Annotated in this window: 15 protein-coding genes; 7 read left to right on the top strand and 8 right to left on the bottom strand. The window is 54.2% G+C overall.

The window, feature by feature from the left end:
* Window positions 1-16: 16 nt before the first annotated feature.
* On the top strand, window positions 17-1,177 hold the full coding sequence (locus JMG82_RS09480; protein ID WP_201352505.1) for a multiheme c-type cytochrome: 1,161 nt from the start codon (window positions 17-19) through the stop codon (window positions 1,175-1,177).
* Here the strand turns inward: JMG82_RS09480 and JMG82_RS09475 are convergent.
* Both JMG82_RS09475 and JMG82_RS09470 read right to left on the bottom strand, forming a co-directional pair.
* Window positions 1,157-2,011, bottom strand: a complete 855-nt coding sequence (locus tag JMG82_RS09475) for an alpha/beta hydrolase (protein WP_201352504.1) — start codon at window positions 2,009-2,011, stop codon at window positions 1,157-1,159. The genes JMG82_RS09480 and JMG82_RS09475 overlap by 21 nt on opposite strands.
* Window positions 2,008-3,018, bottom strand: coding sequence for an alanine racemase (locus JMG82_RS09470; RefSeq protein ID WP_201352503.1), 1,011 nt, complete (start codon window positions 3,016-3,018; stop codon window positions 2,008-2,010). Before JMG82_RS09470 ends, JMG82_RS09475 begins: the two co-directional genes overlap by 4 nt.
* Window positions 3,019-3,048: 30 nt before the next feature.
* On the opposite strand from JMG82_RS09470, the gene JMG82_RS09465 reads away from it, so the two are divergent.
* The gene (locus JMG82_RS09465; RefSeq protein WP_201352502.1) at window positions 3,049-3,264 is read left to right on the top strand and encodes a hypothetical protein; all 216 of its coding nucleotides are present in this window, start codon (window positions 3,049-3,051) and stop codon (window positions 3,262-3,264) included.
* Entirely contained in the window at window positions 3,245-4,255 is a 1,011-nt protein-coding gene (locus tag JMG82_RS09460; RefSeq protein ID WP_201352501.1) for an agmatine deiminase family protein, read from the top strand. Before JMG82_RS09465 ends, JMG82_RS09460 begins: the two co-directional genes overlap by 20 nt.
* A gap of 1 nt (window position 4,256) precedes the next feature.
* On the opposite strand, the gene JMG82_RS09455 is transcribed toward JMG82_RS09460, so the two are convergent.
* On the bottom strand, window positions 4,257-4,679 hold the full coding sequence (locus JMG82_RS09455; protein WP_201352500.1) for a hypothetical protein: 423 nt from the start codon (window positions 4,677-4,679) through the stop codon (window positions 4,257-4,259).
* Window positions 4,680-4,882: 203 nt separating this feature from the next.
* Between JMG82_RS09455 and JMG82_RS09450 the strand changes: the two genes are divergently transcribed.
* Window positions 4,883-5,755 carry a carbon-nitrogen hydrolase gene (locus JMG82_RS09450; RefSeq protein ID WP_201352499.1) on the top strand — a complete coding sequence of 291 codons (873 nt, stop codon included), beginning with the start codon at window positions 4,883-4,885 and terminating at the stop codon, window positions 5,753-5,755.
* Window positions 5,756-5,803: 48 nt separating this feature from the next.
* On the opposite strand, the gene JMG82_RS09445 is transcribed toward JMG82_RS09450, so the two are convergent.
* Window positions 5,804-6,361, bottom strand: a complete 558-nt coding sequence (locus tag JMG82_RS09445) for an NUDIX domain-containing protein (RefSeq protein ID WP_201352498.1) — start codon at window positions 6,359-6,361, stop codon at window positions 5,804-5,806.
* Window positions 6,358-7,554, bottom strand: a complete 1,197-nt coding sequence (locus JMG82_RS09440) for a peptidoglycan DD-metalloendopeptidase family protein (RefSeq protein WP_201352497.1) — start codon at window positions 7,552-7,554, stop codon at window positions 6,358-6,360. The genes JMG82_RS09445 and JMG82_RS09440 overlap by 4 nt, the downstream gene beginning before the upstream one ends.
* Before the next feature lie 122 nt (window positions 7,555-7,676).
* Between JMG82_RS09440 and JMG82_RS09435 the strand changes: the two genes are divergently transcribed.
* The 3 genes from JMG82_RS09435 to JMG82_RS09425 all read left to right on the top strand — a co-directional run bounded on the left by JMG82_RS09435 (window position 7,677) and on the right by JMG82_RS09425 (window position 10,737).
* Window positions 7,677-8,399 carry a plasminogen-binding N-terminal domain-containing protein gene (locus JMG82_RS09435; protein WP_201352496.1) on the top strand — a complete coding sequence of 241 codons (723 nt, stop codon included), beginning with the start codon at window positions 7,677-7,679 and terminating at the stop codon, window positions 8,397-8,399.
* Window positions 8,396-9,778, top strand: coding sequence for a glycolate oxidase subunit GlcD (gene glcD / locus JMG82_RS09430; RefSeq protein ID WP_201352495.1), 1,383 nt, complete (start codon window positions 8,396-8,398; stop codon window positions 9,776-9,778). Before JMG82_RS09435 ends, glcD begins: the two co-directional genes overlap by 4 nt.
* Window positions 9,779-9,840: 62 nt before the next feature.
* A complete protein-coding gene (locus JMG82_RS09425; protein WP_201352494.1) occupies window positions 9,841-10,737 on the top strand; it encodes a YihY/virulence factor BrkB family protein in 897 nt (298 codons plus the stop codon).
* Here JMG82_RS09425 and JMG82_RS09420 read toward each other — a convergent pair.
* From JMG82_RS09420 to ispG, 3 genes are read right to left on the bottom strand one after another with little or no spacing between them, the layout of a single operon-like run.
* Window positions 10,639-11,916, bottom strand: a complete 1,278-nt coding sequence (locus JMG82_RS09420) for a ComEC/Rec2 family competence protein (protein ID WP_201352493.1) — start codon at window positions 11,914-11,916, stop codon at window positions 10,639-10,641. The two genes, JMG82_RS09425 and JMG82_RS09420, sit on opposite strands and share 99 nt — an antisense overlap.
* Window positions 11,897-14,356, bottom strand: a complete 2,460-nt coding sequence (dnaB, locus tag JMG82_RS09415; protein ID WP_201352492.1) for a replicative DNA helicase — start codon at window positions 14,354-14,356, stop codon at window positions 11,897-11,899. The genes JMG82_RS09420 and dnaB overlap by 20 nt, the downstream gene beginning before the upstream one ends.
* A gap of 28 nt (window positions 14,357-14,384) precedes the next feature.
* Window positions 14,385-15,452, bottom strand: coding sequence for a flavodoxin-dependent (E)-4-hydroxy-3-methylbut-2-enyl-diphosphate synthase (gene ispG, locus JMG82_RS09410; RefSeq protein ID WP_201352491.1), 1,068 nt, complete (start codon window positions 15,450-15,452; stop codon window positions 14,385-14,387).
* Window positions 15,453-15,466: the final 14 nt, after the last annotated feature.

Genomic DNA, 15,466 nt, shown 5'->3' with positions numbered 1-15,466 from the left:
AAACGAGGACAGCACCATGATCCGCCCCCTTTTTCTCGCCCTTTTTCTCACCTGCGCCGCCTGGGCGAATCAAACGTTCGTCGCATCGAAAGTCTGTGCAAAATGCCACCCTCTCATCTACAAAGAGTACAGCGAATCGATGCACCGCAACGCTTCTGTCGCCAACGATCCCATTCACCGGAAGATCTGGGAAAAACACCCCTTAAAAGCCAAAAAGAGATACAACTGCGCCGTCTGCCACACCCCTTCCGACACGAAAGTTATCGAAGCGCTTGAAAAAGGCGAATCCGCGATGCCTTCCGGCAGTCTCATCCAAAAAGAGGAGCCCATCGGTTGCGCCTACTGCCACCGTATACGCTCTGTCCAAACCCACGCCAAACAGAATCGCAACATCATCAACCCGACACCAAAGTACTTTTATGCCGCCAAAGAGGGGAAAACCATCGAAAAACGGGTCAAGTTTCATGAAACGAGTTCGTTTTTCGGACTGAGCAGAACGACCGCCGGCTCACCGTTTCACACGATCGACTACGGCAACAGACTCTTCTCTACGGGCCATATCTGCCTCGGATGCCACGACCACAAACAAAACAGTCACGGTTTTACCATCTGTTCGATGAACATCAGGGAAAACGATCCGAAAAAACACAACTGCATCGCCTGCCATATGCCTCAAGTCCCGGGTTCGTATTCGACGATCCAAAAGAGCAAAACCCATACCTACCATGGATTCGCAGGCCCCCATCATCACCTGAATCTTCTGAAAAAAGCCGTGACGCTCAAAGCATCCGCAAAGCGTAGTCATCTGAACGTGACGGTCGTCAACCACTCCATCCACAAACTTTTCACCCATCCGCTCAGGCTGGGACAGTTGCGCGTCACGATCCGTCGCGACGGAAAGATTATCAGACCCAAACCGATCAACTTCTACACGGTGCTTGGAAAAGAGGGAAAACCGGCGATGCCGTGGATCGCCGACACCGTGCTCAAGAGCAAGGGCATCGATGCCTCCTCGACAAAAACGTTCGACACGGGCATTCGGGTAAAAAAAGGGGATGAAGTGAAGGTGACTCTCGGTTTGTACATCGTCAACCCCAAGGCGGCAAAAAAGCTCGGCATCACCGAAAAAAAAGTGACGGGATTCAAACCGCTGACGTCACAGACCTTCCGCTTCTAGAAGTTTCGTATAGCGCCGGGGACACTCCGTGAAAGCCTCCACATGCCCCACCCCTTCAAAAAGCGCCACTTTCGCTTGCGGACACGCCCTCTCCAGCAGCCTCCAGTGCCACGGCGGAAGCAGCGCATCCTCCTCTTCGCGGATATAGAGAATCGGCCGGCCGCACAGCCTGCGGCAACGCCCCCTGTTGTCCGCGGCCCTGAAATCCTGTCCAAAAAAATTCTGCGCGATCCACGCCACATAGGGGTAGGTGAAAGGGGGCAGATGAGCGCGCTTTTTGAGTTCGCTCTTTACGAGCATCTCGAAATCGATCCACGGTGCATCGGCCACGACCTTCCCAAAAAGTGCGGGTTCGCGTTCTAGCATCATCATCGCTGTCACGGCCCCCAGGGAAAAGCCGTGCAACACCCACCGGTATTCTCCCAAAGGATCGATCTTTCGCAGCCATCCGAGCATGTCGCAAGACTCCCTGACACCGAAATAGACGTATTTTCCCCCACTCTCTCCATGGGCACGCATATCGGCCATCATCACGTGGTATCCCCGGCTGTGATACCATTGTCCAAGGTCGAAGATGCCGCTGTGGTATCCATTGCGGCTCCCCGATTTGCCGTGCAGAAGCATGACAGCCTTCCGACCTTTGCCCGGTATCCACCAACCTTTCAAAACCAGACCGTCGTCGGTCACGAAGTCGATATTTTCAAAAGAGGCACCCCATTGGGCGGGAGTTTTCTCGATCGGTTCCCTGTAGCCTGATATCTGCTTCGAGACGACATAAAAAGGATAGAGCACAAGAAAAAGCGCGAAAAGAAAAAGCAGAAAAAGCGCCGTCATACCACGATACGGGGAATCCGGGGGTTGAGCTTGACGAGAATGTCGTATCCGATGGTTCCGAACTGCCGGCCCGCCTCGTTGGCATCGTTGAAAAGACAGACAGCCGAATCGTCGCCCTCGAGACTGACAAGATCCATCGAAACCCTTCCGACGACGCAGCGGCCGTCGGGCAGCCGATAGGGGTTCGAGGCATCCCCCCTGAGCCATCCGTCTCCGTATCCTATGTCGTAAGTCGAAAGCAGCCCCTCTTGCAAAAGTCTCCCCTCCCCGCCATAACCGACCCTTTCACCACGATTGAGACGGCGGACGGCGACGCGCTCCGCCCAGAGCGACATGACAGGTTTGAGCGGGGGTATCCTAAAAGGCACCGGCATCGCGAGGCAGCCATAGGCGGCGATGCCCACACGGGCGATATCCTCATCGAACGATGCGGAGCGAAAGAGCGCCGCCGAATTGCAACTGTGCCAGCGGATCTTTTTCACGCCGGCTTGGACCGCAGCGTTTCTGATTTGCTCAAAACGTTTTTTCTGCCAGAAAAAATCGCTTCCCATCTCGTCTGCACTTCGGTAATGGGTCATAATGCCCGCGAGAGAAAGGCCCCTCTTTTCGATTCGTTCGAGTGTCTCGAAAAGCTCCTTGGCCCCGATGCCGTTGCGGTGCATGCCAGTGTCGACTTTCAGTTCCACCCGCGTTCCCGCCGGAATCCTCTCCAGGTCCCTTCGGTCGTTGACGGCGATATGGATCCTCTCCTCGGGTCTCTCATTGGGGATATCGGCGAGCACCAGGACGCTCTCGAAGCGCTCCTGTATTGCGAAGGCTTCCGCCATCGTCCTGACCACGGCGTGGCGGATTCCGGCCTCTTTCGCCAACTCTGCCATGATACCCAGATCGTGGCCGTAGGCGTTGTCCTTGAGCACCAGCGCGATCTTTTCGACCGATTGAGTTTTTCGGGCGATTTGGCTAATATTGTAAAGAAAATTTTTACGTGAAATTTCGATATAGGACATGAACAGATTTTAGCGCATTAAGGATTAAAAATGTCACGTTTTGCCATGGTTTTTTCTCTCTTGATATCCTGGGCGGCCGCAGAACCGGTGTTCGTACCCCAAAGCGGTGCCCAGGCCCACCCGATCGTGGCCGCCGTCAAAATCGCCGGGATGACCGCCACGGCCGTTTTCGTCATCTACTGGGTCATCAAAAGCATCAAAGTAATCAAGCACGACGAAGACGACCATGTGCATCTTCCCGACTGAGTGGCAAAAGCAGGATGCGGTCCTGATGGCCCTTCCCCACGAGGGAACCGACTGGGCCGGGGATCTAAAAAGTGCCCTGACCCCTTTTATCCGCATCGCCAGTGCCATCGCCTACAGCGAACCGGTCCTTCTTCTCTGCCGTGATGCGAAAGCAGCCGGACACTATTTCTGCGACACCAGGAACATCACATTCATCGAGATCGAGACCAATGACACCTGGACACGCGACTACGGCCCCATTACCCTCTACGAGAACGGCATACGGAAATTTCTCGATTTCACTTTCAACGGGTGGGGCAACAAGTTCGAAAGTACGCTGGACAATGCCGTCACCCGTACGCTGGTTGAACGGGGATATCTCTACGGGGATTACGAAAAGGTCGATTTCGTTCTGGAGGGGGGCTCGATCGAATGCGACGGCAAAGGAACACTGCTTACAACCTCCCGGTGCCTGCTCAACCCCAACCGCAATCCGGGTATGGATCGGCAGAAGATCGAATCGTTTCTGACTAAGAAGCTCTGCCTCCAACGGGTTCTGTGGCTCGATCACGGAGAGCTCCTGGGAGACGACACCGATGCCCACATCGACACCCTTGCCCGTTTTATCGACGAAGAGACCATCGCCTACGTCACCTGCGACGATCCCGCAGACCCGCATTACGAAAATCTGAAGATGATGGAAGCGCAGCTCAGGGAGTTTCGGACCCTCAAAGGCAAACCCTACCACCTCGTTCCCCTCCCTCTTCCCTCACCCAAACACGACCGCGACGGAAACCGTCTGCCCGCCACCTATGCCAATTTTCTCGTCACCAATCACGCTCTGCTTCTGCCCACCTACGACGATCCGAAGGACAAGGCGATGATCGCCCTTTTCAAAACGCTCTACCCACACCGCGAGGTCATCCCGATCAACTGCCTCAAACTGATCGAGCAGGGAGGAAGCCTTCACTGCTCCACGATGCAGATTCCTGCCTACTACTTTTCCGAATAGATCAGGTTTCTCCTTCGCCCGGAGGCGTTTTAGAGGACGGTTCCTCTTCTGCGGGTTCTTCTGCCGGCGGCGCCGAAGCATTCTCGTGATCATTGTCATCATCCACGGTGTTGACATAACCGGCAGCTACCTGCCAGTCGCTCTGGATGAAATCCCATCCCGCCGTCAAAGCCACCCCGTCAAAGAGATAACCGGCACTCACATCCGCCCCGAATTTATTCACTGGAGCCCACGGATAGTAGCTCACCCCCGCCGCAGCGATCACCTTGTCTTCCTTGTTATCGGAGATCACTTTGGCACTCAGCCCCACCTCCCCGTTTCCGATGGAACCGCCCCATGTATAGCTCACACCGAACATTCCCGCAGGACCTGCAAAGCAGAATGTGGCAGCCGACAACAAACAGACTGCGGTCATTTTTTTCATTGTCAATCCTTTCGGTCCACAACGCTGTCGTTATGAATTCATATCAAACCGATCATGCCAGAATGTACCGGTTTCTGATTCATTATCACTCTTTCGGTATAAGATTATGCTGAATTGAAAAAAGATCCTCTCCAGCCGACCGGTTCCGTCGCAAAAAAGGGGAATTTTGCTATACTTTTCCAAGATTCGCACAAAGGATTCGGATGAAGACGGCTCTGATCCAGCAGTGCTGGCGCGCAGACAAATCCGCCATGGTGGAAGAGACGGCGGCCCGGATCGCCGAGGCGGCGAAACATGGGGCCCAACTGGTTGTCCTTCAGGAGCTTCACCAGGGGCGCTACTTCTGCCAGCACGAAGATACGGCGCTTTTTGATCTGGCCGAAAGCTTTGGGGAAGATACGGCATTCTGGAGCAGAGTAGCACAAAAAAACGGCGTCGTGCTGGTCACTTCACTCTTCGAAAAACGCACAGCCGGCCTCTACCACAACACGGCCGTCGTTTTCGAAAAAGACGGAACCATTGCGGGAAAATACAGAAAGATGCACATTCCCGACGATCCGGGTTTTTATGAAAAATTCTACTTCACGCCGGGCGATCTCGGTTTCGAACCCGTCGACACCTCCGTCGGACGGCTCGGCGTTTTGGTCTGCTGGGACCAATGGTACCCCGAAGCGGCTAGGCTCATGGCGCTCAAAGGGGCGCAGTTGCTTCTCTATCCCACCGCCATTGGCTGGTTCGACAGCGATTGCGAAGAGGAGAAGCGCCGCCAGCTGGATGCCTGGGTCATGGTACAGCGGGGACATGCCGTGGCCAACGGACTCCCGCTGGTCGCCGTGAACAGAGTCGGGTTCGAAAACGATCCAAGCGGCGCACTGGACGGCATCCGGTTCTGGGGCAACAGCTTCGCCTGCGGCCCCCAGGGAGAGATGCTGGCCACCGCGTCCAACGATAAGGAGGAGATTCTCTACTGCGACATCGACCTGAAAAGAAGCGAAGAGGTGCGTCGCTGGTGGCCTTTTCTAAGAGACCGGCGCATCGACGCCTATGAAGGGTTGTTGAAGCGATTTATTGATTGAGAATCGTTAAAAGTAAAACCATTTTCCGCAATTTTTAGTTTTTAGTTTTTAACTTTTAGTTGAAAAAAACCACATGAAAGCGAAAAGCAGGCCCGGCGTTTTGACCAGCGATTCGTCGAACATGAAATCCCGCGCCTTTGCGACCGGAAGTTCGATCACCTCGATCTCCTCCATTTCGATACCTCCGCCGGCATGAGCTTTCATCGTCGAATCCACTTCGGCATAGTAAAGGGTCTGTTTTGACCCGGCGAATCCGACGGAGGTGTAAAACGACGTAATCTTTTCGATCCGCTCCAGAGGGACATCGTAGCCGCACTCCTCGTAGATCTCCTCTTTGGCGATCTGCAGAAGCGAACTCTCCTTGTCCACGATGCCGGCACACAGTTCGAATGTATATCCATCCGAGTTTTGAAGATAGACGGCGGGCCTGAACTGTCTGACCAGAACGAACGCCTCTTTCTCTTTGTCGAAGATCAGAATCGCCACACTGTCGTGGGCGCGGATGATCTCCCAGCTCTTCATTGTGCCGTTCTGCCGGTATCGCACCAGGGCGGGGCGGACGAAATGTGATGTCTCAAGCGGCTCGATGCGGAACTCTTCGATCATCCGCCGACACTTCCGTTGATATCGATCTCGTCGATGCAGTATTTTGACCGTGATAGATCGTCCAAACGCACCGGGCACGCGTTTGATGCCACCGCATTTTGCAGTTTCTCTTTCATAATCGCCGCGTAGTTGAGAAACTCTTTGCGTCTTTTGCCGTAGAGACTCTTTTTCGTCACCTTGATCACGCCGAGCGGATTGATGGGCCGACCGTTTTTGTAAAGACCGAAATGCAGGTGCGGACCGGTGCTCATGCCCGTTGAACCGATATAGCCGATCACCTGCCCCTTTTTGACATATTTTCCCCGCCGCATTCCGCGCCGAAACCTGTGCATATGGGCATAAAGCGTCATGAAGCCGTCACGGTGGCGGATTTTGATCACATTGCCGTATCCGCCGAGCCGTCCGGCGAAGATGATACGGCCATCCGCCGCCGCATAAATCGGCGTACCGGTTCGTCCGCCGAAATCGACTCCCAGATGGGCCCGGTATCGGTGCAGCACCGGATGCCACCGGCGCAAAGTGAAACGGGAAGTGATGCGGACGTGGTTGACGGGCTTCCTGAAGAGAAATCCCTCGACTTCCCGTCCCTTCTCATCGTAGTAGCGGTCTTTGAAACGAAAAAGGTAGTACGGTTTTTTCCGTTTTTCGATCATCGCCGCTTCGATTTTCGGCAGCCCGAAAGGACGGCCGAGCCGCAGCTTCTCTTTGTAGACGACCGCCAGTCTGTCACCTTTGCGGAGTCTCGTGAAATCGAAGCTGTTCTTGAAAGCGTCGACGAAGGCGTGGGCCAGCGGCCTGTTGTTGGTCGCCGAGATGATATCCTGGTAGGGCGAACGCTCGATCGCGAGAGAAAACAGATCGGTAATCTCCTGATAGGCGACAGGAATCAGTTCGAACCGGTAGCTTTCGCCATCTTTTGCCAGATGGATCTGAAGCTCTTCGTTGATCGGAATGAGAACCTGCTCGATCGCGGATCCGTTGTCGTCGCTCATCACGTAGTAGGAGACGCCCGCACGGATCTCTTCGCAAAGCTCCTTGTCCTCTTTGTCCAGATTCCAGTAGATCGACTGGGGCATGCCGTGATGGTCGAGAAAATGGAGGAAGCTCTCCCCCTGGGGCCATGCTTTTTTCTCAACGACGGAAGCGTGCAGGAGCGTGATGGCAAAAACAAGGATGACAAGAGTGTTTCGCATATTAGTTGTGATAACCGTTTTTTTTAAAATAGCCTGTATTTTACTCCATGGCGCGTTAAAGTCGCTTTAAAAGATCCTTTGAGTATAATCACCGATACTACGTCAATTGAGGACATTCATCGATGATACGCACCCTTTTGTTTCTCTTTCTCGCCTGCACCCTTTCCCTGATGGCCGCAGGAGAGCCCCGTACCGTTACAGCGGCTCTGGAAAATGTCAAAGACGACAGCGCAACGGTGCCGGTCGGCAACATCCCCGTCGGCGTAAGCGGTATCGTCATTCACGCTTACGACCAGACCCACAAGGCGATTCTGGCATCGGTCATTGTCACCGCCGGCGACAAAAATTCGGCAACCCTGAAACTGCTGCCCTATCGAGGGCTGCGACAGCCCAACCTTCCCACGATCAAGACAAAACCGCAAAACGGCGACATGGTCATTCTGGGTTACCTCTACGACCGTGCCCTGCCGATCGTTCCCAACCAGAAATCCCTAGAAAAGGCGAAAGAGAGTTTCCCAAAACTGCACCTCATCCACCCCGACCTCTTCGCCGCCGAACTTGCCAAGGACAAATCACCGCTCCCCTCCAAAAAACATTTCAAAAGAATCTGCGAAAAGATGCATCTGGGTATCGTCATGTTCATGTTCAAAGACGGTACCGACTTTATCGACTGCGTCAGCTGGGTCAAAGTGGGCGATGCTCACGTGACATCGGTGGATGCGAACCATTTCAAGCAGCCCTTTTTCAACCGTTTCGAGGAGATTCCCTCTCCTTTCTATGACTGGACGGAGTACAAAATCGGGGATTTCGACCGTTTTTACCGGAAAATGGAGAGTGAAAAATGATTGAGCAGACCCATATCGACGCTTTGAAAAAGATTGTCGGAGAGGAGAATCTCTATCGCGACAAAGCTCATATGATCGCCTACAGCTATGACGCGACCAGAGAACGGTACGAACCCGACGCCGTGGTCTTTCCCCGCCACGAAGAGGATGTCAGCGCCATTTTGCGCTACTGCAACGAGCATCGCATCGCCATCGTCCCCCGCGGTGCGGGCAGCGGCTTCACCGGCGGCGCGCTGCCGGCTAATGGGGGCATCGTCCTGGCTCTGGAAAAGCATATGAACAAGATTTTGGAAATCGATATGGACAACATGGTCGCCGTGGTGCAGCCGGGGGTCATCAACATGGAGCTGCAGAAGGCGGTGGAGGCCAAAGGGCTCTTCTACCCCCCCGACCCGGCCAGCCAGGAGTACAGCACCATCGGCGGCAACGTCAGCGAAAACGCCGGCGGCATGCGGGCGGCCAAATACGGCATCACCAAAGATTACGTCATGGCCATCCGCGCCGTACGCCCCAACGGCGACATCATCCGCGCCGGGAAAAAGACCATCAAGGATGTGGCGGGCTACAACATCGCGGGCATCCTCATCGCCAGCGAAGGGACGTTGGCGGTCATCACCGAAATTACCCTCAAGCTGATCGCCAAACCGAAACTCAAAAAGACCGCCATGGGCATCTTCCCCAGCGTCGAAGAGGCGATGGAGGCGGTCTACAAAACCATGGCCAGCGGCGTGACCCCGGTGGCGATGGAGTTTCTGGACAACCTCACCATCCGCGCTGTGGAGGAGAAATACCACAAAGGGCTTCCGGTGGATGCCGGCGCCATTCTCATCACCGACGTCGACGGCAATCTGAGCGAGGAGATCGACTACCAGATGGACGTAATCGAAAAGGTCTTCCTCGAAAACGGCTGCAGCGACTTCAGAAAGGCAAAAGACGACGCGGAGTCGGCCGATTTGTGGTTCGCCCGGCGCAACGCCAGCCAGTCCATCACGATCTACGGCTCCAAAAAGATCAACGAAGATATCACCGTGCCCCGTTCCGTGCTGCCCGAACTGCTTCGGCGCATCAACGACGTCGCTTTGAAATACAAAGTCAAAATCCCCTGTTTCGGCCACACGGGCGACGGCAACGTCCATACCAACGTCATGGTCGACGGCAACGACCCCGAACAGCTGAAGATCGGCCATGAAGCGATCGAAGAAATCTTCCGTATCACCGTCGACCTGGGCGGCACACTCAGCGGCGAACACGGCATCGGCCTCTCCAAGGCCCCCTTCATGCACCTGGCCTACACCGAAGAGGAGATGAACCTTTTTCGCGACATCAAACGGGCCTTCGACCCCAACAACATCCTCAACCCGGGAAAGATGGCGCTTTAATATGGTCGTTGCTCGCTGGTCGTCGGTCGTCGGTTTTTCCGATTGGAACGGTGGGTAAAGCCATGTCCGAAAATGGTAAAAATCACTTCTCACTTCCCACTTTTCACTTTTCACTCAAAAACATCTACTGTTCCCTCAAAAATTTTTACGATCCCGACATTCCCTATTACGCCGCCAGCCTCAGCTTCTATACGATTTTCACGATCATACCTCTTCTGCTGGTCAGTTTTTCGATCATCGTCCGGCTCCCCAACTTTTCCGACCAGTACGAAAAAATCAAAAGCTTCATCTTCTCCAACATCATGCCCGCCTCCCAGGAGACGGTCTCCCAGTACATCGATACCTTTTTGGCCAATACATCGAAACTGGGCACGATCGGTTTTATCTTCATCCTTTTCGCATCGATCATGTTCTTTCAGAACTATGAATATATCGTCGGAAAAATTTTCCATTCGAAGCAAAAAAGCTTCTGGAGCGCTCTGACCACCTACTGGACACTCATCACACTGGGCCCCATGGCGCTGGCCGCGTCGATCTACCTTTCGGTCAAGGTCCAGAACCTGCTCAACAGTTCCCAATATACCAGCGGCATCGATTTTCTGGCGCTTTTTCCTTTCCTTATCATCTGGATGCTCTTTTTTGTCACCTACAAAATCTCGACGACGGTCAACATCCGGTTCAAAGCGGCCCTTGTCTCCTCTTTTTTCGCCTCCCTTATCTGGTATGTCGGCAAAAACATCTTCATCTACTACACACTTCACACCAAGACCTATACGACCGTCTACGGTTCGTTCAGCGTCCTTCTTTTTTTCATGCTCTGGATCTATGTCTCATGGATCATCTTCCTCTATGGTCAGAAGCTATGCTACCTGCTCAACGAGATATACAAAAAAGAGCCCCGCGGAACCCATCTGAAGATAGAGTGCGAACCGCCACCGAAGGGCGGCGAAAGAGAGTAGAACGAAAAGAAGTGCGAACCACAGAGGGGTCTGCACCGACACCGCGGATGCCCCCTGCGCCCAGTGCAGAAGCGAAAGAAGCATTCCATCCGCCATGCCGCCCAGGCCCAGCAGATGAAGTCCCATCGCGAGAGGATAGAAGAGTGTAAAGAGTATCGTCCAAAGAGGCGACAAAAGCTGGGAGAGCGCAAAAGTGCCGAAAAAGAGATGGACAATCGGAAGCATCGCCAGATAGACCCAGATATTCAAAACCGAAAAAACGAGCCATTTCGGCCACTCCTCCGTCCATTTCAGAAAAAGGTAGATGAAAAAAACACCAAAAACGGAGAGCCAGAATCCGACCGAGAGAAGAAGTGACGGAAAAAGCGCGGCAAGCATCACAACACAGACTGCCAGAAAGGTGAAAGAGAGAAGTTCGATACCAAAAAGCAGCGCCAGCCACCCCACCACCACCATGGCATAGGCGCGTAGAAGAGAGGGCGGCATATCGGTCAGAAGCAGATAGCATCCCAACAGTATGACCGTCACGGCGCCGACATCGAGCAGTCTGTGGCGCCACGGGAAGAGACGTTGCTGCAGCGGCCTGTAAAGTGCCGAAAGCAGCCCGTAGAGAATGAACCACAAAAGTCCCATATGAAAACCGCTGAGGGCCAGAAGATGGTTGACCCCCAGCATCGTCACTCTTTCACGAAGCGTTTTGGAGATGGGAACGGCCAGAAAAAGCGCCCCGTAGAGCTCTTTCATCCATTTCGATTCATGCTGGCTCCCGATGCGCTCGTAGAGTTTCATACGAGCAGACTTCCCGGCGTTGACGCGAACGATGACGGAGGGGATGTAAGGAATCGAAAGATAGTCGAAAAAAGTCACTTTTGCGGGAAAAAGAAGAACAGAGACGCTGCGCCCCTGCAGGTTTTTAAGATCTTCTCTCGAAGTGGTATAGAGCCGCAGGCCCTCTTTCGTCTCAAGTTTTAAAACTTCATAGCTTCGCCCTTTCGCTCTTTTGGTGTACTGCACCAGCACATCGGCCTCTGTCCACATCTTCTTTTGGGAAACAAACTGCGTGTAGCGATGAAAGTGCCACCCTGTGGAGAGGAGCAGAAGCGCCAGTGCGAGCCCGAAAAAGGCATGCCATTCACGGCGCCCCTCAAGGAGGGTCGGTTTAGATAGGCGGAAGCTCAATTTTCGTTTCGGCGCCCGTATCGATGTTGCTCTGCTCGTAGACGACTTCGACCGGGACATATCCCGCATCGACGAACCGGGTAAACCGCTTCTGGAACTTCAGTTCGACGATACCGGTCGGGCCGTTTCGCTGTTTGCCGATGATGATTTCGGCATCCTCCTCCTCTTTTTCATGGAAAGTGGATTTATACTCTTTCCCTTCCGCCCGGGCCTTCATCTCTTTTTCCTTCTCTTCCCGGATTCGGTAGACATCGTCGCGGTAGACGAAGAGGATGATGTCGGCATCCTGCTCGATCGCCCCCGATTCGCGAAGGTCCGAGAGCATCGGCCGCTTGTCGGCCCTCGACTCCAGAGAGCGGTTGAGCTGCGAAAGGGCGACGATGGGCATGTTGAGCTCCCTGGCCAGCATCTTCAGCCCCCGGGAGATGTCGCTGACCTCCTGGTGGCGGTCTTTGTTGGAGGCACCCGTCATCAACTGCAGGTAGTCGATGAAGGCGATCTTGATTTCGGAATGGTGCGATTTGAGTTTGCGCAGTTTGGCGCGCACCTGATGAATGTTGAGCGACCCTTCGTCGTCGACGAAAAGTTTCTGGTTCCCCAGCCAATCCACCGCTTCGGAGAGCCTCGACCATTCGTCGTCGGTCAGATTTCCCACCCGAAGATCCTGCAGGGCGATGGATGTTTTGGCGCTCAGCATCCGCAGCACCAGCTGCTCCGCCGGCATCTCCAGGGAGAAAAAGGCGACCCCGTCCCCGTTTTCGAGGGCTTTGAGCGCCATGTTGAGCGTCAGTGCCGTATTGTGTGTCACCGTCATATCTTCCAGCAGAAAGAGATGGTTTCCGTCCAGCACGAATCCGTAGTAGTCATCGACCCTGTCGGGTTCGATGCGAATGCCCGTATGCCGCACATCTCTTATCGCCTTTCTCGGCCGCGCCCGCTTGCGCGGCACTTTTGTCGGAATACGGTCCAGATCCCCGACGATACGCACCCGATACACTTCACTCTCAAAACCCCGCTCCCGAATCGATGCCTTTTTGGCGACCAGAGAGGTTTGGAATCCCAACGTATCGGCCAGAAGTTTGATCTCTTCGGCCAACCGCCGGTTTTTCTGGGTAATCTCCATCACATGATAGTGGTCATCATAATAACCGTCACTATCGATCAATCCCGCCAGCAGTTGCAGCCGGATCTTCTCCGCATTGGCCAGATACGCCTGTGGAATATGTTTCCGCTCCAAGAGACCCAGGAGCCGAAGCTCTTTCTGAATGGGAAAAGAGCCGTGAGGGTCTACATGCCGGCCGTTTGTGATGGCATACATGGGGCATTTGCCTTTTGCCGTATAGAGCTGTAGCGACAATCCGAGTTTCACCGCATAGGCTTTCAGGTATTCGACGATTTCGGGGTCTTCCGTAGCGATCCGGACGTCATCACAACGTCCGTCTCCCAGCCAGATTCCCAGAAAATAGGGATCTACCGGAACCTCTTTTGCAGGAAATTCCACCGCGACTTTGTAGCCTTTGTAATTGCTTTTGAACTTGTCGCTCTTTTGCAGGTACTCCCTGACGGATATGTTCAATATTTCGCCATGCTTGTGGCCACCCTCGTTTCGGCTGCGTTTGAGTGAGAGAATGTGACTTTCGTTGACCCGGTAATCGATACCCCTGTTCTGACGCACCCAATACATCATCTCCCGTCCCCGCGCCAGGGACAAAACCCGCCTGGGGGTCGAGTCGTCACCCATCAACAGGTCACCCACCTTCACATCTTCGACCCTCTTGAGGCTTCCGTCGTACATCAGGACGCGCGTTCCCTTCCCCAGGCATTTTCCCATCGCCGGCCGCGCCGCGACGATCACCAGGTCTCCTTCCCCGAATCCCGATGTCATGCGGTTGAGCTCCTTGAAGCCGGTATCGACACCGATGAGCATGGAGTTGCCCCGCTCTTTCATCTTTTTGATATGTTCCAGCGTACTGAGCGCCATCTCCTGGCTTTCGCGAAAATCCTGGGTGGACGCTTCGGATGTGATGGCATAAAGTTTCGCCTCCACCGCATCCATCACGTCATCGGCCGGCAGGTCGTCTTCGATGGTGAGCTTTTTGATCTCCGTCGCCAGCGTCACCAGCGCGCGTTTCTGCGCTTTGGCTTTGATCTCTTTGATGTAGGCATGGGTGTTGGAGAGGGGGTTGGCGCTGAGAATATCGAGAAACGCCACTTCGTCGAACTGGTTTTTGTGCAGCAGCCTCTCCTTCAAAAACTCCTCGTCGATCGGCTGGTCGGCCCTAAAAAGTTCCTCCATCGCCGCGAAAAGATGTTGATGGAAAGGGTGGTAGAAATCTTCCGGTTTGAGCTGCGCCGCGATCTCTTCATACTGCACCGGGTCGAAAACGATCGTGCTTAGCACCGCCCGTTCGATATTCAGATTATAAAGATGTTCTTCCATTGTCCCGCTTCATTCTTCTCAGTTTGCATTATCCATTCCCAATTTCATGGGCAACTTTCTCCACCTCTTCCAAAAAGCGATCCACAAGCTTTTCTTCGGGCAGTTTGGCCACCACCTCTCCCTTGACCATCACGAGCCCGCTCCCTTTGCCGTAGGCGATCGCCACGTCGGCGCTTTTGGCTTCTCCGATGGCATTGACGACACATCCCATCACCGAGACATTGAGAGGTGTCTTGATGTGTTTGGTCCTCTCTTCCACTTCGGCCACCGCTTTGACAAGGTCGGCCTCGATACGCCCGCATGTGGGGCAGGAGATGATGTTGAGCCCCTCTTTGGCCGCACCGCTGTCTTTTAGGATCGCCCGTCCCACTTCGATCTCTTTTTCCAACTCGCCGGTGATGGAGACACGCAGCGTATCGCCGATCCCTTCCAGCAGCAGCGTTCCCAGTCCTATGGCGCTTTTGATCGTCGCATGAAAGACGGTGCCCGCTTCGGTCACACCCAGATGAAACGGATAGTCGACCAGAGGACGCAGCGTCCGGTAGGCTTCCACCGTGCGTTCCACATCACTGGCCTTGAGGGAAACTTTGATATCGGTAAATCCCAGGTCTTCAAGGAATTTGATATTGTAGAGGGCCGATTCGACCATCCCTTTGGCCGTCTGACCGTACCGCTCTTCGAACTCTTTTTCGAGACTTCCGCAGTTGACACCGATGCGAATGGGAATGTTGCGTTCCGTGCACGCCCTGACCACCTCTTTGACCCGCGATTTCTCACCGATATTGCCCGGATTGATGCGGATGCAATCCACATATTCCGCGGCAATCAATGCAAGACGGTAATTGAAATGGATGTCGGCCACCAGAGGCAGAGAGGTTTTCGCCCGTATCTGCCTGAGCGCTTCGGCATCTTCGTAGTCGGGTACCGCGACACGGACGATGTCCGCCCCGGCGAAATGGAGACGGTTGATCTGCTCCACCGTCGCTTCCACGTCAGCGGTGCGCGAATAGGTCATCGATTGGACCGATATCGGTGCCCCACCGCCCACCGGTACATTGCCGACATAAATCTGTCTGGTAGGATAGCGTTGAATCATAAAAAGGATTATAT

The sequence above is a fragment of the Hydrogenimonas urashimensis genome, assembly GCF_016593255.1.
GTDB classification, from domain to species: Bacteria; Campylobacterota; Campylobacteria; order Campylobacterales; family Hydrogenimonadaceae; genus Hydrogenimonas; species Hydrogenimonas urashimensis.
This window is presented reverse-complemented; position numbering and strand designations above follow the sequence as displayed.

What these genes read in the sequence shown, in the direction of transcription:
- JMG82_RS09455 (WP_201352500.1), bottom strand. Translation starts at nt 4,679, where the DNA reads ATGAAAAAAATGACCGCAGTCTGTTTGTTGTCGGCTGCCACATTCTGC.
- JMG82_RS09460 (WP_201352501.1), top strand. Translation starts at nt 3,245, where the DNA reads ATGTGCATCTTCCCGACTGAGTGGCAAAAGCAGGATGCGGTCCTGATG.
- dnaB (WP_201352492.1), bottom strand. Translation starts at nt 14,356, where the DNA reads ATGGAAGAACATCTTTATAATCTGAATATCGAACGGGCGGTGCTAAGC.
- JMG82_RS09445 (WP_201352498.1), bottom strand. Translation starts at nt 6,361, where the DNA reads ATGATCGAAGAGTTCCGCATCGAGCCGCTTGAGACATCACATTTCGTC.
- glcD (WP_201352495.1), top strand. Translation starts at nt 8,396, where the DNA reads ATGATTGAGCAGACCCATATCGACGCTTTGAAAAAGATTGTCGGAGAG.
- JMG82_RS09465 (WP_201352502.1), top strand. Translation starts at nt 3,049, where the DNA reads ATGTCACGTTTTGCCATGGTTTTTTCTCTCTTGATATCCTGGGCGGCC.
- ispG (WP_201352491.1), bottom strand. Translation starts at nt 15,452, where the DNA reads ATGATTCAACGCTATCCTACCAGACAGATTTATGTCGGCAATGTACCG.
- JMG82_RS09440 (WP_201352497.1), bottom strand. Translation starts at nt 7,554, where the DNA reads ATGCGAAACACTCTTGTCATCCTTGTTTTTGCCATCACGCTCCTGCAC.
- JMG82_RS09425 (WP_201352494.1), top strand. Translation starts at nt 9,841, where the DNA reads ATGTCCGAAAATGGTAAAAATCACTTCTCACTTCCCACTTTTCACTTT.
- JMG82_RS09480 (WP_201352505.1), top strand. Translation starts at nt 17, where the DNA reads ATGATCCGCCCCCTTTTTCTCGCCCTTTTTCTCACCTGCGCCGCCTGG.
- JMG82_RS09435 (WP_201352496.1), top strand. Translation starts at nt 7,677, where the DNA reads ATGATACGCACCCTTTTGTTTCTCTTTCTCGCCTGCACCCTTTCCCTG.
- JMG82_RS09475 (WP_201352504.1), bottom strand. Translation starts at nt 2,011, where the DNA reads ATGACGGCGCTTTTTCTGCTTTTTCTTTTCGCGCTTTTTCTTGTGCTC.
- JMG82_RS09450 (WP_201352499.1), top strand. Translation starts at nt 4,883, where the DNA reads ATGAAGACGGCTCTGATCCAGCAGTGCTGGCGCGCAGACAAATCCGCC.
- JMG82_RS09470 (WP_201352503.1), bottom strand. Translation starts at nt 3,018, where the DNA reads ATGTCCTATATCGAAATTTCACGTAAAAATTTTCTTTACAATATTAGC.